Annotated in this window: 20 protein-coding genes and 1 pseudogene; 13 read left to right on the top strand and 8 right to left on the bottom strand. The window is 66.5% G+C overall.

Annotation, left to right across the window (positions count from 1 at the left end):
- Nucleotides 1-68: 68 nt before the first annotated feature.
- Nucleotides 69-2,153: an NAD-dependent DNA ligase LigA gene (gene ligA / locus SG26_RS09410; RefSeq protein ID WP_050037445.1), complete on the top strand. Its 2,085-nt coding sequence runs from the start codon at nt 69-71 to the stop codon at nt 2,151-2,153.
- Here the strand turns inward: ligA and SG26_RS09415 are convergent.
- From SG26_RS09415 to SG26_RS09430, 4 genes are all read right to left on the bottom strand, one after another.
- Nucleotides 2,148-3,128 (bottom strand): ABC transporter permease, encoded by a 981-nt coding sequence (locus tag SG26_RS09415; protein WP_050037446.1) that lies wholly within the window; start codon nt 3,126-3,128, stop codon nt 2,148-2,150. The genes ligA and SG26_RS09415 overlap by 6 nt on opposite strands.
- Entirely contained in the window at nt 3,125-4,060 is a 936-nt protein-coding gene (locus SG26_RS09420; protein ID WP_050037447.1) for an ABC transporter ATP-binding protein, read from the bottom strand. The genes SG26_RS09415 and SG26_RS09420 overlap by 4 nt, the downstream gene beginning before the upstream one ends.
- Before the next feature lie 94 nt (nt 4,061-4,154).
- A complete protein-coding gene (locus tag SG26_RS09425; RefSeq protein ID WP_008311289.1) occupies nt 4,155-4,430 on the bottom strand; it encodes a hypothetical protein in 276 nt (91 codons plus the stop codon).
- Nucleotides 4,431-4,487: 57 nt separating this feature from the next.
- Entirely contained in the window at nt 4,488-5,819 is a 1,332-nt protein-coding gene (locus SG26_RS09430) for a right-handed parallel beta-helix repeat-containing protein (protein WP_050037448.1), read from the bottom strand.
- A 235-nt stretch (nt 5,820-6,054) separates the two neighbouring features.
- On the opposite strand from SG26_RS09430, the pseudogene SG26_RS09435 reads away from it, so the two are divergent.
- The 5 genes and pseudogenes from SG26_RS09435 (at nt 6,055) to SG26_RS09455 (ending at nt 12,886) form a co-directional block, all read left to right on the top strand.
- Nucleotides 6,055-8,840, top strand: a pseudogene (locus SG26_RS09435) (transglutaminaseTgpA domain-containing protein).
- Nucleotides 8,840-9,439 (top strand): hypothetical protein, encoded by a 600-nt coding sequence (locus SG26_RS09440; RefSeq protein WP_050037449.1) that lies wholly within the window; start codon nt 8,840-8,842, stop codon nt 9,437-9,439. Before SG26_RS09435 ends, SG26_RS09440 begins: the two are co-directional and overlap by 1 nt.
- A 2-nt stretch (nt 9,440-9,441) precedes the next feature.
- The gene (locus tag SG26_RS09445) at nt 9,442-10,830 is read left to right on the top strand and encodes a DUF58 domain-containing protein (RefSeq protein WP_050037450.1); all 1,389 of its coding nucleotides are present in this window, start codon (nt 9,442-9,444) and stop codon (nt 10,828-10,830) included.
- A gap of 2 nt (nt 10,831-10,832) precedes the next feature.
- Nucleotides 10,833-12,446 carry a hypothetical protein gene (locus tag SG26_RS09450; protein WP_050037451.1) on the top strand — a complete coding sequence of 538 codons (1,614 nt, stop codon included), beginning with the start codon at nt 10,833-10,835 and terminating at the stop codon, nt 12,444-12,446.
- Between the two features lie 44 nt (nt 12,447-12,490).
- On the top strand, nt 12,491-12,886 hold the full coding sequence (locus tag SG26_RS09455) for a hypothetical protein (protein WP_014039314.1): 396 nt from the start codon (nt 12,491-12,493) through the stop codon (nt 12,884-12,886).
- 96 nt (nt 12,887-12,982) lie between these two features.
- Here SG26_RS09455 and SG26_RS09460 read toward each other — a convergent pair whose 3' ends face one another.
- Entirely contained in the window at nt 12,983-13,315 is a 333-nt protein-coding gene (locus SG26_RS09460) for a multidrug efflux SMR transporter (protein ID WP_050037452.1), read from the bottom strand.
- 196 nt (nt 13,316-13,511) lie between these two features.
- Between SG26_RS09460 and SG26_RS09465 the strand changes: the two genes are divergently transcribed.
- A complete protein-coding gene (locus tag SG26_RS09465; protein WP_050037453.1) occupies nt 13,512-14,297 on the top strand; it encodes a TrmB family transcriptional regulator in 786 nt (261 codons plus the stop codon).
- Between the two features lie 27 nt (nt 14,298-14,324).
- On the opposite strand, the gene SG26_RS09470 is transcribed toward SG26_RS09465, so the two are convergent.
- Complete coding sequence (locus tag SG26_RS09470) at nt 14,325-15,284, bottom strand: MoxR family ATPase (RefSeq protein WP_050037454.1); 960 nt, start codon at nt 15,282-15,284, stop codon at nt 14,325-14,327.
- A 143-nt stretch (nt 15,285-15,427) separates the two neighbouring features.
- Between SG26_RS09470 and SG26_RS09475 the strand changes: the two genes are divergently transcribed.
- The 3 genes from SG26_RS09475 to SG26_RS09485 all read left to right on the top strand — a co-directional run bounded on the left by SG26_RS09475 (nt 15,428) and on the right by SG26_RS09485 (nt 18,338).
- Nucleotides 15,428-16,714, top strand: coding sequence for an O-acetylhomoserine aminocarboxypropyltransferase/cysteine synthase family protein (locus SG26_RS09475; protein WP_050037455.1), 1,287 nt, complete (start codon nt 15,428-15,430; stop codon nt 16,712-16,714).
- Entirely contained in the window at nt 16,711-17,919 is a 1,209-nt protein-coding gene (gene metX, locus SG26_RS09480; protein ID WP_050037456.1) for a homoserine O-acetyltransferase, read from the top strand. The genes SG26_RS09475 and metX overlap by 4 nt, the downstream gene beginning before the upstream one ends.
- Before the next feature lie 116 nt (nt 17,920-18,035).
- Nucleotides 18,036-18,338 carry a rubredoxin-like domain-containing protein gene (locus SG26_RS09485; protein ID WP_008311270.1) on the top strand — a complete coding sequence of 101 codons (303 nt, stop codon included), beginning with the start codon at nt 18,036-18,038 and terminating at the stop codon, nt 18,336-18,338.
- Between the two features lie 26 nt (nt 18,339-18,364).
- Here SG26_RS09485 and SG26_RS09490 read toward each other — a convergent pair whose 3' ends face one another.
- Nucleotides 18,365-18,922 carry a hypothetical protein gene (locus SG26_RS09490; protein WP_014039320.1) on the bottom strand — a complete coding sequence of 186 codons (558 nt, stop codon included), beginning with the start codon at nt 18,920-18,922 and terminating at the stop codon, nt 18,365-18,367.
- 88 nt (nt 18,923-19,010) lie between these two features.
- Here SG26_RS09490 and SG26_RS09495 point away from each other — a divergent pair, with 88 nt between their 5' ends.
- From SG26_RS09495 to SG26_RS09505, 3 genes are all read left to right on the top strand, one after another.
- Entirely contained in the window at nt 19,011-19,895 is an 885-nt protein-coding gene (locus SG26_RS09495; protein WP_050037457.1) for a ketopantoate reductase family protein, read from the top strand.
- 142 nt (nt 19,896-20,037) lie between these two features.
- Nucleotides 20,038-21,213 (top strand): galactonate dehydratase, encoded by a 1,176-nt coding sequence (gene dgoD / locus SG26_RS09500; protein ID WP_050037458.1) that lies wholly within the window; start codon nt 20,038-20,040, stop codon nt 21,211-21,213.
- 124 nt (nt 21,214-21,337) lie between these two features.
- Nucleotides 21,338-21,997: a DUF502 domain-containing protein gene (locus SG26_RS09505; RefSeq protein ID WP_014039323.1), complete on the top strand. Its 660-nt coding sequence runs from the start codon at nt 21,338-21,340 to the stop codon at nt 21,995-21,997.
- 20 nt (nt 21,998-22,017) lie between these two features.
- On the opposite strand, the gene SG26_RS09510 is transcribed toward SG26_RS09505, so the two are convergent.
- Nucleotides 22,018-22,950 (bottom strand): branched-chain amino acid transaminase, encoded by a 933-nt coding sequence (locus tag SG26_RS09510; RefSeq protein WP_175055153.1) that lies wholly within the window; start codon nt 22,948-22,950, stop codon nt 22,018-22,020.
- Nucleotides 22,951-22,955: the final 5 nt, after the last annotated feature.

The following is a 22,955-nucleotide window of genomic DNA, read 5'->3' on the forward strand; positions in this document are numbered from 1 at the left end:
GTTGTTGGTATAACACTCTGCAATCCCAGACGGAGTTGCTTAGTGGTCGGCACCCAGAACAGACTGTAATGGCTGTAGCCGACGACGCTGATCTCGCGGACAACCCCTATGTCGAGGGACCCCCGACCGAGTTCGAGGACACAACGACTCTCGACGAAGCGACGGCCCGCGAGCAAGCCGACCAGTTGCGCGAGGCGCTCCGCTATCACGACTACTGCTACTACGTCGAGAACGACCCGGTCATCGGCGACCGGGCCTACGACGCGCTGTTTGCCCGGCTCCAGCGACTCGAATCGGCGTTCGACCTCGACACCGACGGCAGTCCGACCCAGCGCGTCGGTGGCGAGCCACTGGACGAACTCCCCGACGTCGAACACGTCGCCCGGATGGGCTCTATCGACCAGGGCGGCGAGGAAGCGGACGTACGGGAGTTCGACGAGCGGGTTCGCGACGGGCTGGGAACCGACGCCGTTCAGTACTTCTGCGAGCCGAAGTTCGACGGCCTCTCTATCGAGATCGTCTACGAGGACGGCGTCTATCAGCGCGCTGCGACCCGCGGCGACGGCGAGGTCGGCGAGGACGTGACCGAGAACGTCCGGACCATCTCCAGTGTCCCCCAGCGGCTCCGCGGTGACTACCCCGACTTCCTGGCCGTCCGCGGCGAGGTGTACATCCCGCGGGACGCCTTCACGGCGTTCAACCGCGAGCGCGTCGAGCGCGGCGAGGACCCCTTCGCGAACCCCCGCAACGCCGCCGCCGGGACGCTCCGCCAGCTCGACCCGGCGGTGACCGCAGAACGCCCGCTGTCGGTGTTCTTCTTCGGCGTCCTTGACGCTTCGGTCAGCTTCGAGAGCCACAGCGAGATACACGAGCGGTTCCCCGAGTGGGGCCTCCGGGTGTGCCAGCGGACCGCTGTCGTCGACGACATCGACGCCGCCATCGACTACCGGACCGACCAGCAGCAGGCCCGCGACGACCTCGATTACGAGATCGACGGCGTCGTCATCAAAGTCGACGACATGGACGCCTGCGACGAACTCGGCTCGACCTCGCGCGCCCCGCGGTGGGCCTTCGCCTACAAATTCCCGGCCCGCAAGGAGGAGACGACGGTGCGGGACATCGTCGTGCAGGTCGGCCGGACCGGCCGGCTCACCCCCGTCGCGCTGATGGACCCCGTCGAGGTCGGCGGCGTCACCGTCTCCCGCGCCTCGCTGCACAACCCCTCGCTCATCGCCGACCTCGGCGTCGACGTGGGCGACCGTGTCCGCATCAAGCGGGCCGGCGACGTCATCCCGGACGTCGTCGAAGTGCTCGATGACAACGGCGACGGCCACTTCGAGTTCCCGGACACCTGCCCAGCCTGTGACAGCCCGGTCGAGCGCGATGGCCCGATGGCGTTCTGCACCGGCGGCCTCACCTGCCCCGCCCAGCGCGAGCGCAGCGTCGAACATTACGCCAGCCGCGACGCGCTGGACATCGAGGGCCTGGGCGAGAAGGCCGTCCAGCAACTGCTGGACGCCGACCTCGTCTCGGACCCCGCGGACCTGTACGAACTCACCGTCGAGGACCTCACTGACCTGGAGGGCTGGGGCGAGACCAGCGCCCGGAACCTCGTCGAAGGGATGGACGACGCCCGCGAGCCGCCGCTTGCGAACTTCCTCGTCGCGCTGGGTATCCCCGAAGTGGGCACCGTCACCGCACGAAACCTCGCTCAGGAGTTCGGCACGTTCGAGGCGATACTGGACGCCGCTGACGACGGCAACACCGACGCGTTCGAGGCCGTCCCCGACGTAGGTTCGACCGTCGCGCGCTCAATCGTGGAGTTCTTCGAGGGCGAGGGCAACCGCGCCGTCATCGACCGCCTGCTCGACCACGTCGACCCGCAGGCCGCCGAAGAAACGGGCGGTGATGCACTGTCGGGCCAGACGTTCGTCTTCACCGGCTCGCTCGACGGCTACACCCGCAGCGACGCACAGGACCTAATCGAGCGCAACGGCGGGTCAGCGACGAGCAGTGTCTCCGGCAACACGGACTATCTGGTGCTTGGCGACAATCCCGGCCAGCGAAAACGCGATGACGCGGAAGAACACGACGTGGAAACGCTGAGCGAGCGAGCGTTTGAAGAGCTGTTGGAACAGCAGAACGTACTATAAATCAGCCCCATTGAATAGCTGGTAGCCAATAGCGAGCGGGACAATACACCAGGCTAAGAGTATAACGAATGCAAACGGATCAGAAAGATACCACGGGACAGCCCCTTCAAGGATATTGAATGCTTGTTGCTCCCTTCCTGCTGAAAGGATTCCGCCGCTTACCATTTGTGCACGCACTTGTGCAACTGTGGCCTCGGAGTTGGTAGTTGACTGAACTAACACCTGATACGCTCTCGTCGGGTTGAGAAGTTTCAGGAATAGCTCGATTTTTATGCTAGTCGCGGATGCAACATTTGCATGCTCTTGAAGAAGGCTTCCAGTACCCCTTGCAGCCCTTCCCCAGAGCGCAAAGAGATATAAGAAGATTCCCGCTGCTACCATAAGCGACCGTTTTGCGGTTGCGGTCGCGGCTGAGGCACCGAGAGAGAAACCGATGAATGTCAGGGCCAGCACTAGGGTTAATCCGTAGAGCTTACTATAGAACCCCAATGCAATATCACTGCCAGCCTCTGGAAGGAAAACGAGTATCTGCAACACAAATATGACTACCAGCGTCGTCGCAATTGAAAGGTACCTCCCAATCAACTTCCCTATAATTACATCTTTACGAGTATATGGGAGCGACATGAGGATCTTTAACGAACCGCGTTCGCGTTCTCCTGAAATCGCAGTGTAAGTAAACCCAATAGCGGCAATTGGGATGATAACAGAGAGAACTCGGGGAGACGTAACTACCAGATTAAGCACTCCAGAGGCTGCTTTAGCGTTACTCCCTAATGGGCTGTAGAGGGCAATAATCGGGAACAGTACGAGACCTGTAAGGAAAATTATGGCTAATACGAGTACTGCCCGCGTGCGAATCATGTCTGCGAACTCTTTTTTCACGATTGGGTACCAATCGGCGAATTCTGAGTTCTTGATGCTCGTATCGACGTCGCTTATGAAGCGCTTGACGGGGTTCTGCTCGGGACTCATGCGTCCACCTCCTGCTGACTCTGTTCTGTCTCGGTGTATGCGGCGAACACTTCGTCGAGTGATGCCTCCTCTGTGTCGAAGTTGGCGACCTCGTGGCCGTTCTTCTCGACGGCGTTGAGGACCGCCATCTTCGCGTCGCCGTCGCAGGTGACTGAGAGCGTATTTCCGTCCGCGGTCACCCCCGACACCGCATCGATTCCCTCGATTGCTGCAATCACGTCGTCAGTGCCATCGCCGTCGGCCAGCGTCACACGGAGGACGGTGTCCCCGGCGGCGGCCTCGCGCAGCCCGGCGACGCTGTCTTTCGCGATGAGGCGGCCGTTCTGGAGGATACCGACCGTGTCACAGACGGCCTCGACCTGGCCGAGGATGTGACTGGAGAAGAAGACGGTCGCGCCGCGCTCGTTCTCCTCGCGGATGATCTCACGCATCAGCCGTGCGCCGTTCGGGTCGAGCCCAGTCGTCGGCTCGTCGAGGATGAGGAGGTCGGGCTCGCCGACGATGGCCATTGCGAGCACAAGCCGCTGTTGCATCCCCTTGGAGTAGCCGCCGGCCTTGCGGTCGATGGCGTCGGCGATGCCGACCCGTTCGGCCAGTTCGTCGGCGTCGGCGTCGGCGTCTTTCGATTCGATGACAAAGGAGAGGTGCTGGCGACCGGTGAGCCGGTCGTACACGTCGTAGCCTTCGGGGAGGACTCCAGTGCGGGCACGGATTCGCTTCGGTTCTTCGTGGATGTCGTGGCCGAGCACCGTCGCCGACCCGTCGGTCGCGCGGACGAAATCCAGGAGGATGTTGATCGTCGTCGACTTCCCGGCCCCGTTCGGGCCGAGGAAGCCGAAGATTTCGCCCTCCTCGACGGTGAGGTCGACCCCTTGCAGCGCGGTGAGACTCCCGAACTGCTTGGTGACGCCATCCAGTTCTATCGCTGCCATACGGCCGGTTTGTGACGGCCGCCTGTATAGTCTTTCGTGTTCCAGTTATCACGCAAGAAAGTCAGAACGCGGCTACACACCGTCTCAGGGCCGGTTATACCTCAGCGTCGGGGTCGTGGCGCTCGGCCATCCGCTGGGCCTCCGTGGCGTAGCGCTCCCGCGTCTCCTCGTCGGTTACGGGTTCGAGCTTGTCGACCTCGACATCCGTCGCTGCCGTAATCCGTTTCCGTCTGAGCAGGTTCGGTGAGAGCTGCTTGGTCAGGTGGCGGTCGCCCTCCGGGGGCGCGTAGATGAGCGTCACCATCCGCTCGTCGCCGAAACTGGAGCGTTCGACCAGCCAGCACTGGACCGTCTCCTCGTCGTCGGTCATTGCTGTGTCGTTTGCGGGCCGGCGGTTTATATCTTACAACCCCCTCTCGAACCGCTGTTACCGGGTCACGTTCAGTCCTTGCTCAATGTCCGCGGTGAACTCCTCGTCGATGTCGACCGCAGTCCCGGCGTTCCGGACCGTATTCGTCGCGACCACGCCCGCGTTGCCCGACCGGAGTCGGATGCCGGCCGCTGAGGCGTTGCTGACCGTGTTGCCCGTGATGGTGAAACTGTACGGTCGCTCTGCACTCCGTGCGTCGGTGTTGTCCGCATCCGCTGGGACCGTTCGTGCAAGGATGCCAACCGGACAGTTGTCGACCTGATTACCCGAAATAGTGATGTCGGACGACCGGGCTCTGGGGGTCCCGGCTACCTCGTCCCGGAGGTGGGTCTCCTTGTACTCGATTTCGATGCCCGCCTCGCCGCCAGGGTCGGGTGCGAACTCCGTCAGGTCCTGACAGACGTTCCCGACAATGGTTCCGCGCTGGGCCGGCGAGCAGGCGATGAGGCTGTGGCCGCCGTCGACGGTGACGTTACCGATGACGGCGAAGTTCGCGACGTTGTACGGCGCGATGTTATTGAACTTCACGCCGACGACGCGGTTCCCGGCGATGACCACATCGCTGGACTGCCGGAGGTCGCGGTCGCTGCCGGTCGGTGCGGCCCGGCTGGTGATACCGTACCAGTTCGGATTGACGGCCTCGTTGTGCTCGACCGTCACGCCGGTACACCGCGTGAACGACAGCGCCATCTGGAAACCGTTCACTGTGCGGTTGCGAGCGATGTAGACGCCGTCGCACTGGTCGGCCTGGATGGCCTGGTTGTTCAGTTGCGTTCCGTCGGCGTCGAACTCGATGCCGGTGACGGCGACGTTGTCACCGCGCACGCGAACGAGGTCGTGGCCGGTCGGAAGCGGGTTCGACTGGGACTCCGACGGCGCGGGGTCCTCAGCCGTTCCCGTCTGCGAGACGACGAACCGGGTTCCCTGCTGTCCGGTCAGTGTGGTGTTGTCGCCCATCGTCGCCGGCTCGCCAAAGCGGAAAGTATCGGCGCTCGCGATAACGGCCCCGCCGCTGTCCGGCACGTTGTCGAAGGCATACTGGAACGCCTCATCGGCAGTACCGCCGGTCGAGAACGCGACGCTGCCGCGGTCGCCATCGAGAACCAGATACTCCGTACCGTTGCCGTTCCCGTTCGACTGGCCGGTTCCCGTCGTGACGACGTACACTGCCCCTGTCCCCGATAGTCCAGCGCCCGTCTGTGCCTGCCCGGTTCCGCTGAACAGTCCGATGCCCGCTACGGCACCGATACTCGACAGAACGGACCGTCGTGACGCGCCCCAGTCCGACTGTCGCGACCCAGTACTAGCTACATTTGTGTCAGCAGTCATTCAAGTATGGCTGCCCGGCCGTTCGCAATAACCGCTTATAATAGCGGTCTGAACCATACGTACCCGTCAATACCTGAACTGTCCGGGCCGACTGACGCCGACTAGTGAATCTCTGGGGTGCCAATTTGTTGGCGACGTGGTACTCCAGACGACAGAACGCGACACCCGGGCTCACTATCCCCACCGTTGACAGCAGATTTATGCCGACAGCGACGGGACAGTACGACAATCCGACGTGGGCTCCGACGACTCGCCGTTCGACGATGTATCGGCAGACCGGGACTACCTCCGTGTCCTCCTCACTGCCGTGTGTGTCGTTGCCGTGGTGTTGGCGACGGCGACGCTCCCGATTCTGGCACCCGGTGGGACACAGAGCCCGATGGAGTCTCTTATTCCGCTCCCGCAGGAGAACCCCTTCGGGTCAGCAGGGGCACCTCGACCGGCGGCAGCGGCGGGCAACTCGGTGCGCTGAACCCGGGAAGCCAGACCAGCGTTGGCGGCTCGCTCGATAGTGGCGACAGCGGCGACAGCCCGTATCAGTCACAGGACACGGAGCCGCATTTCACCGTCACGAGTTCGGAACCGGCGTACTGGCGGACTGGCGCATATGAAACCTACACCGGCACGGGCTGGGACGGGCAAGCGGACCCGCAGGCCTATCAGGGACCGATGGCGGTCGACGGGATGGCCGACTCGACGGTCGATTACGAGGTGCAACTGGCCAAGTCCGCCACGTCGCTGCCGACCGTCTGGCGGCCGAAATCGGTGTCCCGGGACGACGTGATGGTCACCGAGTACGGCGCGGTCACGTCCGAGCGACCGCTCCCTGCCGGAACGACCTACAGCGCGACCAGCGTGACACCCCCCGACGACCCAGAGGTGCTACGAACGAGTGGCCGCGACTACCCTGCGGACATCGAATCACGCTACACGGGCGTGCCGGCGTCGACCTCGGCGCAGGTGGGCCCGTTCACCGACCGGCTGACCGAAGACAGCGACTCGCCCTATCAGACCGCGGCGACCATCGAGCAGTGGCTAGAGGCGAACAAGAACTACTCGCTGAACGTCAGCCAGCCGCCCGAGGACGACGTGGCCTCGGAGTTCATTTTCCAGATGGACAAGGGGTACTGCGAGTACTTCGCAACGTCGATGGTGGTGATGCTGCGGAGTCAGGATATCCCGGCGCGCTACGTCGTCGGCTACTCGACTGGCGAGCGGACCGGCCAGAACCAGTACACTGTTCGCGGGATGAACGCCCACGCGTGGGTCGAGGTGTACTTCGAGGGCGTCGGCTGGGTGAAGTTTGACCCAACGCCGGGACAGGAGCGCCTTGCGTCCGAACAGCAGGCGATGCAAAACAGCAGTCAGGACTACAGCGCCGCGGAGTCCGGAAGCCCCGACGAGGAGTTCGCCGTCGGGACGCCGGCGGGCGAGCCACAGACCGAAGCTCCGACTGATGGGACTGGACAGGAGTCTGGCGGTGACGAAACTGAGGGCACTGAGACCGGTGCAGACGGGACCGGTGACAGCGACGGAACTGGCGACTCGGGCGACGGACAGACGGTCTCGCAGTCCGGTGAGTTCATCGTCGAACTCAATCGGACGGCGACGCCGGGCGCGGCGGTGGCCGCAACGGTAACCCGCGACGGCGCACCGGTCGAAGGCGCGACGGTCTCGTTCAACGGTGAGCCGGTCGGAACGACGGGGCCGGCCGGCACCGTTTCCGGGACGGTCCCCTACGAAGCCGAACTGACGATTACTGTCGATGTAGCCAGCGATGCGGACCCACTCATCGCTCCGTCGGTCCCGCGTGACAGCACTCGTGCTTTCGCTGTGACCGGCCCGCAGACCCAGCAGTCGACGAACGCGAGCTACGAACTGAACACGAACGCGTCGGTGAGCATCACCGGCCAACAGGTCACCGGCGGCGAGGTGACCGTCACCGCGACCGTCGACGGCGTGCCGGTGCGGGACGGCGACGTGCTGCTCGACGGCGAGCAGGTGGCGACGACGGACCGACAGGGGCGGGCAACGGTCACGCTCCCGACCGAGCCGGGCAACGCCTCGATTGCCGTCGAGCGCGACGCTGTCAGCGGGAACACGACCGTCGTGCTCGAACAGCTCTCCGTGGCAACGTCGCCGTCGCTCCCGCTGGCCTTGCCCGTCGCTGGCCAGACGGTGAACGCGACGATGGGCGGAGACCCGGTCACGAACGCGACAGTCGCCGTCGGCGGGGAGCCGACAGCACGGACCGGCGCGGCCGGTCAGGCAACGGTCGGGATGCCGTTTGCGGCCAGCGCCGAAATTTCCGTTTCGAAGTACGGCCAGACGGCCACGACGACGGTCGGTGGCCTGCTCGTCAACGCCGCGGGCGTCGTGCTCGCTCTCGGTGTTCTCGTCGCTGGGACGGTCATCGGTGCTCGTCGGAGAAACGTCACGCCGGGGACGGTATGGGGCTGGGTTCGGGCCGCACGCGAACTCGCCGTCGGGGCGCTCGTCGGCATCGCGGTGATGGCCGATGACTTACTGGGCCGTTTCCGAACACGACTCGAACTCACTGTCACGGCGCTCCGTGACCTGCTCGCCGGCCACCGGTCGCCAGCGGCGCTGCTCGACGCGTTGCGAGCGTGGATTTCTGAACGCTTTGCAGCGGCCGAAGACGCAGCCAGCGATGCGGTGGCGGCTGTCTCTACGACTGAATCAAACGGGGACAACGGAACGCCCGCCGCCCGCGTCACCATCCGCGAGGCGTGGACGCGCTTCCTGACCCACGTTTCCCTCCGGCGGTACTGGACGCGGACACCCGGCGAAATCGCGACCCATGCCATCGAACGGGACGGCCTCCCGCCGGCCGCGGTTCGGACGGTCCGGGACGCGTTCCGGGCGGTCGAGTACGGTCAGCGGGACCCACAGGAGCACGTCGCGGCCGTCGAGGACGCGATTCGGACTATCGAGGCGGCCGCCGGACAGCAGTCCAGTGCGACCGACGGCACTGACGACGGGACGGAGGGGCGGCCCTGATGCGCCTGCGAACGGTCGTCTTCGGGACTGTGGGGCTGCTGGCGACCGCCGTCGCGGCCGCCCTCATCTTTGCGCCGACGGCCGCCGGCGAGTCGCTGGTCGCCGTGTTCGGCAGTGTTGCCCCGACAACCATCCTCCTCGCTGGGAGTCTGACTGTCGGACTCTGTGCGGTCTTTGCCGGCTGGCTCGGTGGGCTCCTCGGCGGTGGCTCGGCGACCGCCTTCGACGTGGCTATCGACACCCCACCGGAGGACGTGACAGCGACGGAGAGTCGGCTGTTCGCCGCCGACATCGACGCGGCCATCGACGACGCGGTTGCGGGCGACGACGAGGCGATGGACACGGTCACCGAGCGACTCGCCGCGGCGGCGACGACGGCCTACGCTGTCGGCAGCAGTGTCTCGCAGGCGTCCGCCCACCAGGCAGTACGCGCAGGGACGTGGACCGACGACGCCGTCGCGGCGGCACTCCTTTCCCCGACAGAGCCGCAGTCGCTGCTGGCCCGACTCCGGCTGTGGCTTGACCCGGAGAGCGAGCGCCGCCGCCGCATCCGCCGGACGGTCGACGCTATCGAGCGGGTGTCGGGGGGTGAGCGCTGACGATGCATCGCCGCGTGCGGCGCTGGAGCGGCGGCCTCGCGGCCGCGCTGTTTCTCGTCAGCGTCTCGCTTTTGACAGCCGAGCCGCTGTTGCTCGCGGCGACCGCAATCCCCCTCATCTACGTCGCCTACGGCGCGTTGTCGCGGATGCCGGCGGGAACCGACTTGCGGGCGGCACGGTCCGTCTCCGACGCCCAGCCGACGCCCGGCGAACCGGTCGAGGTCGAACTCACTGTGACCAATACGGGCAGCAGTTCGCTGACCGACGTACGGGTCATCGACGGCGTGCCCGAGGAACTGGCTGTCGTCGAGGGGTCGCCGCGGCTCTGTACGTCACTGCGGCCAAACGAGAGCGCCACACTGTCATACGCGGTGATGGCCAAGCGCGGGACCTACACGTTCGACGCCGCCGCGGTGCGGGTACGGACGCTGTCGGCCAGCGATGAAGTGACCGTCGACTTGCCCGTGGCCGGCGACGGGTCGCTGACGTGCTCGAACACCGTCTCAGAGGTGCCGATGGCCGACGCCACGCTCCCACGGGCGGGAACGCTTCCCACCGATACTGGCGGGAGCGGCCTTGAGTTCCACTCGACCCGAAGCTACCAGTCCGGGGACCCGGTCAACCGCATCGACTGGCGGCGCTACGCCAAGACCGACGAGCTGACGACCATCGACTACCGGGAAGAACAGGCTGTCAGGACGGTGCTGGTCGTCGACGCGCGGCCGCCGGCCCGCGTGACACCGGAGCCCGGGTTCCCGACCGGAGCCGAACTGTCGGCCTACGCCGCCGAGCGCCTGTTCGATGCCCTCTCCCGGACCAGCGTCGTCGCGAGCGTCTGTGCCGTCGGACTGGCCCCGGAGGATGTCCCCGGCGGGCTCGGTCCCGATGGACTGGCGTGGGTCGACGCCTCGGGCGGCCACGCGGCCGCCCACGCGAGACAGATATTCGATAGCGTTGGCCGCGCTGCGGCCCGGCAGTCGGATACCGACGCGGCCGATGTCGCTGATGTGTCCGAGGACGAGTCCTCAGAGCAGTCCCAGGGCGGAGATGTGAAGGTGACGACAGCTGATGGCGGCACAATCGAGGACTCGGACCTGCTCGCCGTGCTCGCTCGGCTCCCGCCGACCGCGCAGGTGGTCGTGTTCTCGCCGGCCGCCGACGACTGGCCCGTCTCGCTGGTATCGTCACTTGCGGTCCGTGACTACCCGACGACCCTGGTCAGTCCGTCGCTGGCCCGCGGGGACTCGCTCGGTGCAGCCGTCGCTGGCACCGAACGCACCGCCCGCCTACAGCGGGCCGAACTGTCCGGCGCGACCGTCATCGACTGGGACCTCGACAGCCCCATCGACGTAGCGCTCCGTGCCTCGCTCGCGGACCTGTTCAGCGTGTAACTATGGACGACACGATCTCACTCCCGACCCGGATGCCCTGGACCAGCCTCGCAACCGTCGTCGGCGTGACGGCGCTGCTGGTCGCGGGACTGCTGGGGACCGTCTCCGCCGACCGGGCCGCGCTCGTCGGCGTGGCCACCGGCGTCTTGCTGGCGCTGTCGCTGTGGCTGAGCGGCTGGGATCACTGGCAGGCGGTCGGGACGGTTCTGGCCAGCGCCCTCGCGCTGCCGGTCGCCGTCGGGCTCATGGTCGCCACCGGCGGCACGGTCGCCTCGCTCGGTGCCGAACTGTTTCCCGTCTCCTCGCAGACTGGCGTCCGCCCGGCGGTCGTTACACTGCTGTCGCAGGTGGTCGTCGTCCTCGGCTGCCTGACCGCCGTCTTCGGTGCGACCGCGGCCACCCGCGGCGTCGTCGACACTGAGCGGGTTGGGGCCTACGGCGGCCTCGTCGTGCGGACGACCGCCGTTCCGTTCGCTGTTGCCCTCGTGCTGTTCACGCGAGGGGCCGTCGACTTCCTGCAGTCCAACACCGGGACGCCGGGCGTCCAGCAACTGACCGGCGAACTCCTCACTCGGGTGCTGGGACCGATTTTCGACCCGGTTCCGGGGCGAACGCATATCGCCATTTTCAGTCTGTTGCTCGCCCTCGCCGCGGCGGCGCTGGCTCACGGGCTCGACGCCTTGCCGCTGGCCGAACTCGTCCCGGAAACGAGCGACGCACCCGATATCGACAGGGCCGTCGCCGCCGCCGAGCGAACGCTCCGGTGGACGGGCCGACTCGCCTTGCTGGTCGCTCCGGTTGCCGGCCTGTTCGAACTGGGCCTCGGCCAGGAATCCATGGCCGAACTACTCCCTGTCGGACTGTACGACCTGCTCGTCACAGTCACGGCCGCGCCGGGCCTCCGCGGCCTCCTCTGGTGGCTGTTCCTCAGTGGGACGGTCGTCTCGGTGGCTGTCTGGTTCCTCCGGCGGACGGTCCAGAGTTCGGCCGACCGCGTCGGGACCGTTCTCGCACCGTACGTCGGCGGGGGCGTCATCACGCTCGCCGCGGTGGTGGTCGCGGGGCCGGCAGTCGATGCCATCGAAACGGCGCTCCGGGCGACGCCGGCCGCGGCGGCCGTCGAACAGTTCTTCGTTCCGATACTGGACGTGTACGGCCCCGAGACCGTCACGCTGTCACTGGCCGTCGTGGCGCTGTTTACCGTCGTCGGCGCAATTGGACAGCTGTGGCTGGCGCTGGCGACGAATTATCTGCGTGAGCGGACGGCCGGTGTCACGCTCGCCGCGGCCGGCCTGTTCGGTGCGAGCGCGTTCGCCGCGACGCTTGACACCTCGACGTGGCTGGTGCTTGCGGGGCTGGTCGGTGCGGTCGTCGTCTGGGATGCCGGTTCCTTCGGGACGACGCTGGGACACGAGGTCGGCACCGGGGCCGCGACGCGCCGCACCGAACTCGTCCACACCGGCGGAACTGTCGCGGTCGGCGGCGTCGGCGCGGCGGCGACGCTGGGTCTGGCCGGCGTCGCCCGGGGTTCCGTCGCTGTCGAGCCGTCGGTCGCCGTGGCTGGTCTCGTGGTCTGTCTCGTCGCCGTGCTGGCACTCGTGGCTGCGATACGGTAGGGCGCACCGAACAATCCATTGTGGTGTGGTGACAAGCAAGCAGTATGACCGACCGGTCCCCGCTGGAGCGAGCCAGAGACAACGTGACGGAACTCGCCTCTCTGGCGGTCACCGGGTTCTGGCTCGTTGCTCTCCTCACCGGGCAGGAGTGGTGGCTCGTGGCGCTGCTCGTCGGTTACGTCGTGGTCGTTCCGCTGACCGAACTGCTGTACGGCGATGCGGACGAGGAGGTGGAAGATATCGAGGAAGCGGACCCAGCACCGTCGAGCGATACTGGCGACGAAACACCGCTGGAGCGTCTGCGCTGCCGGTACGCCGAGGGGAAGCTGACCGACGAGCAGTTCGAGCGGAAACTGGAGCGGCTGCTGGAGACGGAGACGCTGGAGGACGTCGAGGACGCGACTCGGGACGAGCGGGAACGGGAGTTCGAGCGGAGCTGAGTGTGAGTAGCGTCGCCGGTCGGTGTCGTTCTCACGCCGAGCGGGTGCCGGGCATCGACTTCCTCGGCGAAAGCTATGGGTTCCGCCGCCTATGAGTCAGTGGGCGGCCATCGAGGACAGGACGTTGAGGCAGTACACGCCGGCGACGATGAGCGCGATTCCGACGACGCCGACGGGGTCGACTGGTTCGTCGAACACGACGGTTCCGATGGCCGCGACACCGACGATACCCAGGGCGGCCCACGTCCCGTAGACGACGCCGATGGGGAGCTCCTCCAGGGTCAGCGAGACGAGGTAGAACGCCACACCGTAGCCAAGGACGACGCCGAGGCTGGGAACGGGCTTCGAGAACCCCTCCGAGAGCTTGAGCGCGGTCGTTCCGAGCAGTTCCGAGGCGATTGCGGCCCCGAGTAACACGTACGGATTCATAGTGAGAACGCCGGCCGGCGGTGGGATGAACGTACTGAAACGCCCCGCCACTTTCGGTGTGTTTCGGCCGCTCGGCGGCCCTGGCGGCGCTTCCGGTGGCAGGGAACCCACACGTCGGGGGCGCTCCTCGCGCCGGCCGCACCCGCGTCGAGTCCGGTCCTGTGGACCTTTGTACCGGCCGCTCGACCACCCGACGATGACCGAACTGGCCGAACTCGGGCTCTCGAACTACGAGGAGACGGCGTATCGGACGCTGCTAGTGACCGGTGCGGTGTCCGCGAGCGACCTCTCCGACGCGAGCGGCGTCCCCCGGGGGCGGATCTACGACGTGCTCAACGGCCTCGAAGCCCGCGGGATAGTCCGGACCCAGTCGACTGACCCGACGCGGTACACCCCCGTCGACCCGGAGACGGTCGTCGACAGGCTGCTCTCGGAGCGGACCCGCGAACTGGCATCGGAGTTCGATCGGTACCGGTCCGTCGCCGCGTCCGTCAGGGCGGACCTCCTGCCCGCGCCGCCCGTCGACAGCAGTTTCTGGCTCGGATCGCTCGGAAGCGAGGAGATGCGGGCGGCGATGAGCCGGCACGTCAGGACCGCCCGAGAGCACGTCCGGGCGACCGTCGGTCCGCCGTACGAGCGCGCGTCGTGGGAGACGCTCCAGACCGAGGTCGACGCGTTCCTCGACGGTGTGGGCGAGGACGTGCGGGTCGACCTGCTCTGTAGCGAGGCGGTACTCGACGTGCTTCCCGAGTCGCTCCCCGACCTGCTCGCCGACCGCAACGCGGCGGTCCGGGCGGTGCCGACGGTCGGGGTCTCCTTCGACGTGATCGACGCCGCGGCGGTGACGGTCGACGTTCCGGACCCGCTCTCGCCCGCCGACAGGCTCGGCGTGGTCGGGATCACCGATTCGGAGGTCGCGGCGGCGTTCGAGGCCCGCTTCGACCGACTGTGGGTCGAGGCGGAGCCGTTGCTGGGGCGGTAATCCGGAACCGACTGACGGCCCCCCGTCTCAGCGGCCGGGGCTGACTGCGGGCACCTCGACGCGGTCCAGCACATCATCGACGACCGTCGCCGGGTCGACGCCGCGGACGCCCGCGTCGGCGGTCAGGACGAGTCGGTGGGCGAACGCCTCCCCGACGACGCTTTTCACGTCGTCCGGAACGGCGTAGTCGCGGCCGTCGAGGACCGCGGCGGCGCGAGTCGCCTCGAACAGTCGCTGAATACCACGCGGGGAGACGCCGACGTCCACGCGGTCGTCCTCGCGGGTGGCCCGGCCGAGTTCGACGACGTAGTCCCGGAGCGTGCCGTCGACGGTGACTGATTCGACAGTCCGCTGGAGCGCCGGCAGGCGCTCGCCGTCGATGACGCTGGTGACGCTCGGGGCCTGTGCCGTCCGGTCGGCCCGCCGGTCGATGAGTTCCCGCTCGCCGCCGAAGTCGGGATAGCCCATCGACGTCTTGACGATGAAGCGGTCCCGCTGGGCCTCGGGCAGGCCGAAGGTCCCCTCCTGTTCGACGGGGTTCTGCGTGGCGATGACGAAGAACGGCTCGGGGAGGTCGTGGGTCACGCCGTCGACGGTCACCTGCTTCTCGCCCATCGCTTCGAGCAGCGCGGCCTGCGTCTTGGGCGGTGCGCGGTTGATTTCGTCGGCCAGCACGACGTTGGCGAAGACGGGGCCAGGCTGGAAGTCGAACTCGCCGGTGGCCTCGTTGAACACGTTCGAGCCGGTGATGTCGGACGGCAGCAGGTCCGGCGTGAACTGCACCCGCTTGAAGGAGAGATCGAGCGCCGTCGCGAACGACTGGGCGGTGAGCGTCTTCCCCGTGCCCGGCACGTCTTCCAGCAGGACGTGGCCCCGGGCGAGAACCCCGGTCATGACGGTTTCGAGGAAGTGGTCGTCAGCGATAACGGCACTGCCGACGGCGTCGAGAATCTGTCGGCTGGTTCGTCCGGCAGTGTCGTGGTCCATACCGGCGTGTAGACAGCCACCGACAAATACCCTCTCCCTCGGGTCCACCGGTCGGCGTACCGATACCATGCCATCCTATCACAATAAGAGAGTATTGCCGTAACTCTGAGTTATAGATAGCTAGAGATATATGCATACTGCACATGACCAACGACTACGGATTCGGGACGCGCTGTGTCCACGCCGGCCAGGAGGAGCCGGACCCGGCGACTGGGGCTCGCGCGCCGCCCATCTATCAGACCTCGTCGTACGTCTTCGAGGACGCCGACACCGCGGCCGACCGGTACGCCCTGGAGGACGACGGCAACGTTTACTCGCGGTTCGACAACCCTACTGTCCGGATGCTCGAAAACCGCATCGCCTCCCTCGAAAACGCCGTCGACGCCGTCGCGACGGGGTCGGGGATGGCCGCGCTCGACGCCGGGACGTTCGTCCTCGCGGCCAACGGCGACAACATCGTGACGGCCTCCTCTATCTATGGCGGCACGCATTCGTACTTCTCGAAGGCCGCCAGCCGGCGGGGCATCGAGACGCGGTTCGTCGACACGCTCGACCCGGACGCCTACGCCGCGGCCATCGACGAGGACACGGCCTACGTCCACTTCGAGACCATCGGGAACCCCTCGCTCGTGGTCCCGCCGATGGAAGACATCGCTGAGGTGGCTCACGACCACGGCGTGCCCGTCTTCGTCGACAACACGTTCGGGACGCCGGCGCTCTGTAACCCGCTTGACCACGGCGTGGACCTCCTCTGGGAGTCGACGACGAAGTGGATTCACGGCTCCGGGACGACCGTCGGCGGCGTCCTCGTCGACGGCGGCTCGTTCCCCTGGGACGAGTACCCCGAGAAGTTCCCGGAACTGGGCGGCGAGAACAAGGCCTTCGGGAAGAACTTCACCGAGGCATTCGGCGACCGCGCCTTCTCCGTCGCCGCCCGCCAGCGCGCCCTCCGGTCGCTGGGCGACGGCCAGAAACCGTTCGACGCCTGGGCGACGCTTCAGGGGGTCGAGACGCTCTCCCTGCGGATGGAGCGCCACTGCGAGAACGCGATGACCGTCGCACAGCACCTCGACGACCACCCCGATGTCGCCTGGGTCACCTATCCCGGACTGGAGAGTCACGAGACCCACGACCTGGCACAGCAGTACCTCTCCGGCGGGTTCGGCGGCATCGTCACCTTCGGACTGGAGGGCGGCTACGATGCCGGCCGACGGTTCTGCGAGGAGACCGAACTCGCGCAGTTCCTCGCCAACATCGGCGACGCGAAGACGCTGGTCATTCACCCGGCCTCGACCACCCACGCCCAGCTCAGTGAGGAAGAGCAACGCGCCAGCGGCGTGACGCCGGACCTCCTCCGGTTCAGCGTCGGCATCGAAGACCCCGAAGACATCATCGCGGACATCGACGACACAATCGAGCGAATCACATGAACGTCGAACACAACACAGTCTCGCTGGGCGAGTTCGAGTTCGACTGCGGCGAGACGATTCCGGATCTCGAAATCACCTACGAGGCCTACGGGGAGTTCGACGGCGACAACGCGGTGCTGGTCTGTCACGCCCTGACCGGCAGCGCCCACGTCGCCGGCCGCGACCGGGTCGACAGCGCCGACCAGGCCCGCGCCTGGTGGGACGACATCGTCGGCCCGGGCAAGGCCATCGATACCACGGAGTACTACGTCGTCTGTGCGAACGTGCCCGGCTCGTGCTACGGGTCGACGGGGCCAAAAAGCGAGAACCCGGAGACGGGCGAGCCCTACGGCACCGACTTCCCGCCGGTCACTGTCACGGACTGGACTGAGGCCCAGCGCGCGCTGCTCGACGAACTCGGGATTCCCCACCTCCACGCGGTCGTCGGCGGCAGCGTCGGCGGCATGAACGTCATCGAGTGGGCCAAGCGCCACCCGGACCACGTCGACCGCATCGTTCCCATCGCCGCGGCCGCGCGACTGGACACACAGTGCCTCTCGCTCGACGCCATCGCCCGACGGGCCATCACGACCGACCCGAACTGGAACCAGGGCCACTACTACGGCGAGGACCAGGACCCGCCCAGCGACGGGCTGGCGCTGGCCCGCCAACTGGGCCATGTGATGTACCTCTCGAAGGCGTCGATGGAGCGCCGCTTCGGCCGCCGCGCCGCCGGCCGGGACGCCGTCCGCACGTTCCCCACCGACGCCGCGGGCGCGTTCTTCCCGTACCGCGACGTGGAGTCGTACCTCGATTACAACGCCGAGAAGTTCACCGAGCGCTTCGACGCCAACAGCTACCTCTATCTGACACGGGCGATGGACAACTACGACCTCGCCGCCGGGTTCGAGTCCGATGCGGACGCGCTGGCGGCCTTCGACGGCGACGCGCTGGTGATGTCTTTCACCGCCGACTGGCACTTCACCACCCAGCAGGCGGAGGCGCTGGCCGACTCGCTCCGGGCGGCCGACGCGAACGTCGCCCACCACGTCATCGACTCCGACCACGGCCACGACGCGTTCCTCGTCGAACCGGACAACGTCGGGCCGCCGCTCGGGGACTTCCTCGACGACGGCGTCGCGGGCAAGGCCGTCACCGACTCGGTGGTCGAGGACAGCCAGGAGAGTGACTTCGCACCCGTCCACAACAGCCTGTTCTCGCAGTAGCGACGCGAGTGCCGTTCGCCGACAGGCGGGTTCGCTGGCCCCGATTCGGCTCGTCAATCATGCATATTCTGTCTTACGGTAGCATTTAACATATTTCGGAACGACTAGCTCTATGTATGGCTGACATGACCACGAACATCGAAAGCGAGGAGTATTCGTTCGGCCAGACGGTGTACGACGAGGACGGGGACGCACTCGGGACCATCCGCGGGTTCGACGAACACGGCTTCTACGTCACGGTCGAGGACGGCATCGAGTCGCTGTCGAGCGAGCATCTCAGCGCCGGGGCCGCGGGCGAGGCCGAACTGATGTGGCGCTGCTGGGAATGCGGCGAGATGGGCCAGATAGAGGACATCCCCGACGAATGCCCGTCCTGTAACGCGCCCAAGGAAGACATCTACTACTGGCAGGAGGACTGAGGCGACGCCCGCGTGACAGGCCGGGCTTACGCCCGCTCGAATCGCTCGGCGACGGCCGGTCCGACTGACTCCCGCACGGTCTCGACGGCCGACGGCGGGAGCGAGAACCGAAGTGTCGTCCAGTCGAGTTCGAGAACCGCGTGCCCGTCCGCATCACCGATGACTACGTACACCAGCGTCCCCCCGTAGACGCGCGCCAGCGCGTCGAACGTTTCTGCCGTCATCGGCACCGTTCCGGTCGTGTGGGTGTCGGTAGCCGACACGTCGGTGTGGCCCGCGAGCGTCTCGACAGCGAACCGTTCGTGTTGGGGGGTGTCTCGCCGGCCGACACCGAGGTGGACAAACGCCTTTTCCGAGGACCGCGGTGACGCGTCCAGCACCGCCGCAAGTACGTCTAGCCCGACCGCTTCGTCCGGGTCGGACAGTTCGAACCGACGCCTGGTTTCGTCTTCCGGCCAGGTCGGTCCCGGTTCGACGCCGCCGCCGATGCCCTCCCACGCCGTGACGATTGTCTCGGTCAGCCGGTCGATGCCGATTTCGTCGATCGCCCGAACTACCGCCTCGGCGTCGTCGGAGTCGCCCATGGCCGCTCGTTCGTCGCTCGCGGCAAAGTGCGTGCTGATTCCGACCGCCGGTGATGGGTTTTTGTTCGGGCCGTCCCTGCTCGTCGGTATGGATATCGTCGTCGTCGGGGCCGGAAGCCTCGGCAGCCTCGTCGGTGGCTTGCTCGCCCGCGAACACGACGTGACGCTCGTGGGCCGCGAGCCACACGCCGGCAGCGTTAGCGAGAACGGTCTGTCGGTGGTGGGAACCGAGGAGTTCCGGGTCCGTCCGGGCGCACAGACGACGATTCCACAGCGTGCCGACCTCGCGCTGGTGACGGTCAAGGCCTACGACACCGCCGCCGTTGCAGCGGACCTCGTGGACTGCACGCTCGACGCTTGCCTCTCGCTCCAGAACGGGATGGGCAACGAGGAGCGGTTAGCCGCCGAACTCGACTGTCCGGTGCTGGCGGGGACGTGTTCCTACGGCGCGCGGCTCAGGGAACCGGGCACCGTGGCGTTCACCGGCCGCGGCGACATCGTACTCGGGGACCGCAACGGCGGCCGGTCCGCAACCGCCGACGACGTCGGGGCGGCGTTCCGTGCGGCCGGTATCGAGACAACCGTCGCAGCGGATATGCCGACCCGCCTCTGGGAGAAACTCGCGGTCAACGCCGGTATCAACGCTGTGACCGCGCTCGCCCGCGTGGCGAACGGCACGCTGTCCGACTCGCCGGCCGACAACATCGCGGCGGACGCTGCACGGGAAACGGCCGCCGTCGCCCGCGAGCAGGGGATCGACCTCTCGGACGAGCGTGCGGTATCGCTCGTCGAACGTGTCGTCGACGACACCGCCGCCAACCACTCGTCGATGTACCAGGACATCTCGGACGGCCGCCAAACGGAAATCGACGCCATCAACGGCTACGTCGCGGCGACTGCGACGGCACCAGTCCCGGTCAACGAGACGCTTGCCGGGCTCGTCCGTACGTGGGAGCGACACCGCGAGCGGTAGGTTCTGGAATCACACAACGACTATATACACGTCTCCTATGTGTCTCTCACATGACTCCACAGACCGACGGAGCGCGGCTCGACGCGCCGCGTAGTGCTCCCAGCGGGACTGCTTCGTGTACTACAGCGAGGGGACCACTGGCATGACAGCGGACGACGCGGCCGGGAACCGCATCGTCGACTACGAACTGTTCGAGGTCCCGCCGCGCTGGCTCTTCCTTCGGCTGGAGACGGCCGATGGAACCGTCGGCTGGGGCGAACCAGTCGTCGAGGGCCGAGCACACACCGTGCGTGCGGCCGTCGAGGAACTGCTCGACAGCTATCTCATCGGAGAGAACCCGGAGAACATCCAGGACCACTGGCAGGCGATGTACCGCGGCGGCTTCTACCGCGGCGGCCCGGTCTTGATGTCCGCCATCGCCGGCATCGACCAGGCGCTGTGGGACATCAAGGGCAAGCAACTCGGCGCGCCGGTCCACCAGCTACTGGGCGGGCAGGCCCGAGACCGGATTCGGGTGTACCAGTGGATCGGCGGCGACGAGCCCTCGGACGTGGCCAGCGCCGCCCGGGCGCAGGTCGATGCCGGGTTCACGGCGCTGAAGATGAACGCGACGCCGGAAATCGAGCGCGTCGACAACCCGGCCGCGGTCGAGGCCGCCGCGACCCGCCTCCGGGAGGTCAGAGAGGCCGTCGGCCCCGAGGTGGACATCGGCGTCGACTTCCACGGCCGCGTGACGAAACCGATGGTCAAACGGCTCGCGTCCGCGCTGGAGCCCTACGAGCCGATGTTCATCGAGGAGCCGGTGTTGCCCGAACACAACGACGCGCTGCCGGCGCTTGCGGCCCACACCGAGATTCCGATTGCGACCGGCGAACGGATGTACTCGCGCTGGGACTACAAGGAGGTGTTCGAGGACGGGGCTGTCGACGTGATTCAGCCGGACCTCTCCCACGCCGGCGGCATCACCGAGGTGTACAAGATCGCGTCGATGGCCGAGGCCTACGACGTGGCGATGGCCCCCCACTGCCCGCTCGGCCCGGTCGCCTTGGCGTCGTGTGTTCAGGTCGACGCCTGCTCGCCCAACGCGCTCATTCAGGAACAGAGCATCGACATCCACTACAACGAGACGACCGACGTGCTGGACTACCTCGCCGACCCGTCCGTGTTCGACTACGAGGACGGGTTCGTCACCGTGCCCACGGACCCCGGCCTCGGAATCGAGATTGACGAGGCGTTCCTCCGGGAGCAGTCCCAGCAGGACGTCGACTGGCACAACCCCGTCTGGCGACACGACGACGGCAGCGTCGCCGAGTGGTAGCTCGGCGGCTCCTCATCGGTAACTGGCTATCCTCTCGCACTCTCTCACCGGACAACTGTGAGACCGGCAGCACGGACACGCACCAAAGGAAAGGGCTCATATTCCGCGCCCGATACGTACCTGTATGGCCTCCTCAACGTCGTGGAAGCGCGATTTCGCGAGCGGCCTTATTATCCTGTTGCCGCTGCTGGTGACGGTTTACGTTATCATCTATCTCTACTCTATCCTCGCGTCCGCGGCGGTCATCCCGGCGATTGACGGCGAACTGCTAGCGGCGCTCGGACTCCCCTCGGGAACGTCGTCTGTCGAACTCGCACGGGTGTTCACGACGCTGATTATCTTCATCCTCATCGTGTTCTCTATCGGCTATCTGATGCGGACGGCCTTCGGCGACATCGTCGAACGGGCCATCGACGACGCGATGAACCACGTCCCCGGGCTCCGGGTGGTGTACAACGCCTCGAAGATGGCGGTCGAGACGGCTGTCGGGGGAACCGAAGAACTCCAGGCGCCGGTGAAACTCGAAGTGTGGGACGGGATGCGGATGACCGCGTTCAAAACGGGCCAGACGACCGAGGACGGCCGCGAGGTGCTCTTCTTGCCGACAGCGCCGAACATCACGACCGGCTACGTCGTCGAGGTCGAACCGCACCGCTACGAGGAAATCGACGAGCGCGTCGAAGAGGCGCTGACACGGATTCTCAGCGCCGGGTTCGGCGATACGGACCGTAGTACCGCCACGCCGATTCCGGTCGCCGACGAGGAAGACCTCGCGGACGATTAGCCGCGCGGTTCAGTACCCGCTCAGACGTAGTGGAACCACTCTTCGCGGTCGCCGCTCTCGATGACGTCGAAGAAGGCTGACTGGAGTTCGTCGGTGACCGGTCCCTTGGTCCCTTCGCCGATCTCGTTGTCGTCGACGCTTCGGATGGGCGTGACCTCCGCCGCCGTGCCGGTAAAGAACAGTTCGTCGGCGGTGTACAGCTCACCGCGAGAGATAGTCGCTTCCTCGTGGACGGTGTAGCCCATCTCTTCGGCGAGCGTGATCGCGGTGTTGCGGGTGATCCCTTCGAGGATACTCTCGGCTAGCCCGGGCGTGTAGATTTCGCCGTCCCGGACCATGAAGATGTTCTCGCCCGGCCCCTCGGCGACGTTGCCCTCCTTGTTCAGGACGATGGCCTCGGTGTAGCCGTTCCGGCGGGCCTCCTCGCCGGCGAGCATACTGTTGACGTACAGCCCCGTGGTCTTGATGTTGGTCGGAATCTGACTGGAGGCGTGCTTGCGCCAGGACGACACCATCACATCGACGCCCTCTTCCAGCGCTTCCTCGCCCAGATACGCGCCCCACGGCCACGCGGCGATGGTGGTCTTCGTCGGGCAGTCCTTCGGGCTCACGCCCAGCGAATCGAAGCCGTAGTAGACGATGGGGCGGATGTAACACGACGCGAACCCTTCCGTTTCGATGAGTTCCGTCGTCGCCTCGGTGAGTTCGTCCTTGCTGAACTCGATGTCGAGGTCGTAGGGCTTCGCGGACTTGTACAGGCGGTCGAGGTGTTCTTCCCAGCGGAAGATGGCCGGCCCCTGTTCGGTGTCGTAACAGCGAACGCCCTCGAAAACGCCGGTCCCGTAGTGCAGCGCGTGCGTGAGGACGTGGGTCTGAGCGTCCTCGAAGTCGACGAACTCGCCGTCCATCCAGATGCGGTCGGTTCCCTCGAACATCTCTGGACGGTCGCTCATCGCAC

The sequence above is a fragment of the Haloarcula sp. CBA1115 genome (assembly GCF_000827835.1).
Lineage (GTDB): Archaea > Halobacteriota > Halobacteria > Halobacteriales > Haloarculaceae > Haloarcula > Haloarcula hispanica.

Coding starts and splice junctions, on each gene's coding strand:
- SG26_RS09485 (WP_008311270.1), top strand. CDS start 18,036: ATGGCTGACATGACCACGAACATCGAAAGCGAGGAGTATTCGTTCGGC.
- SG26_RS09430 (WP_050037448.1), bottom strand. CDS start 5,819: ATGACTGCTGACACAAATGTAGCTAGTACTGGGTCGCGACAGTCGGAC.
- ligA (WP_050037445.1), top strand. CDS start 69: ATGGCTGTAGCCGACGACGCTGATCTCGCGGACAACCCCTATGTCGAG.
- SG26_RS09450 (WP_050037451.1), top strand. CDS start 10,833: ATGGACGACACGATCTCACTCCCGACCCGGATGCCCTGGACCAGCCTC.
- SG26_RS09495 (WP_050037457.1), top strand. CDS start 19,011: ATGGATATCGTCGTCGTCGGGGCCGGAAGCCTCGGCAGCCTCGTCGGT.
- SG26_RS09460 (WP_050037452.1), bottom strand. CDS start 13,315: ATGAATCCGTACGTGTTACTCGGGGCCGCAATCGCCTCGGAACTGCTC.
- SG26_RS09420 (WP_050037447.1), bottom strand. CDS start 4,060: ATGGCAGCGATAGAACTGGATGGCGTCACCAAGCAGTTCGGGAGTCTC.
- metX (WP_050037456.1), top strand. CDS start 16,711: ATGAACGTCGAACACAACACAGTCTCGCTGGGCGAGTTCGAGTTCGAC.
- SG26_RS09470 (WP_050037454.1), bottom strand. CDS start 15,284: ATGGACCACGACACTGCCGGACGAACCAGCCGACAGATTCTCGACGCC.
- SG26_RS09505 (WP_014039323.1), top strand. CDS start 21,338: ATGGCCTCCTCAACGTCGTGGAAGCGCGATTTCGCGAGCGGCCTTATT.
- SG26_RS09490 (WP_014039320.1), bottom strand. CDS start 18,922: ATGGGCGACTCCGACGACGCCGAGGCGGTAGTTCGGGCGATCGACGAA.
- SG26_RS09415 (WP_050037446.1), bottom strand. CDS start 3,128: ATGAGTCCCGAGCAGAACCCCGTCAAGCGCTTCATAAGCGACGTCGAT.
- SG26_RS09465 (WP_050037453.1), top strand. CDS start 13,512: ATGACCGAACTGGCCGAACTCGGGCTCTCGAACTACGAGGAGACGGCG.
- SG26_RS09475 (WP_050037455.1), top strand. CDS start 15,428: ATGACCAACGACTACGGATTCGGGACGCGCTGTGTCCACGCCGGCCAG.
- dgoD (WP_050037458.1), top strand. CDS start 20,038: ATGACAGCGGACGACGCGGCCGGGAACCGCATCGTCGACTACGAACTG.
- SG26_RS09440 (WP_050037449.1), top strand. CDS start 8,840: ATGCGCCTGCGAACGGTCGTCTTCGGGACTGTGGGGCTGCTGGCGACC.
- SG26_RS09455 (WP_014039314.1), top strand. CDS start 12,491: ATGACCGACCGGTCCCCGCTGGAGCGAGCCAGAGACAACGTGACGGAA.
- SG26_RS09425 (WP_008311289.1), bottom strand. CDS start 4,430: ATGACCGACGACGAGGAGACGGTCCAGTGCTGGCTGGTCGAACGCTCC.
- SG26_RS09445 (WP_050037450.1), top strand. CDS start 9,442: ATGCATCGCCGCGTGCGGCGCTGGAGCGGCGGCCTCGCGGCCGCGCTG.
- SG26_RS09510 (WP_175055153.1), bottom strand. CDS start 22,950: ATGAGCGACCGTCCAGAGATGTTCGAGGGAACCGACCGCATCTGGATG.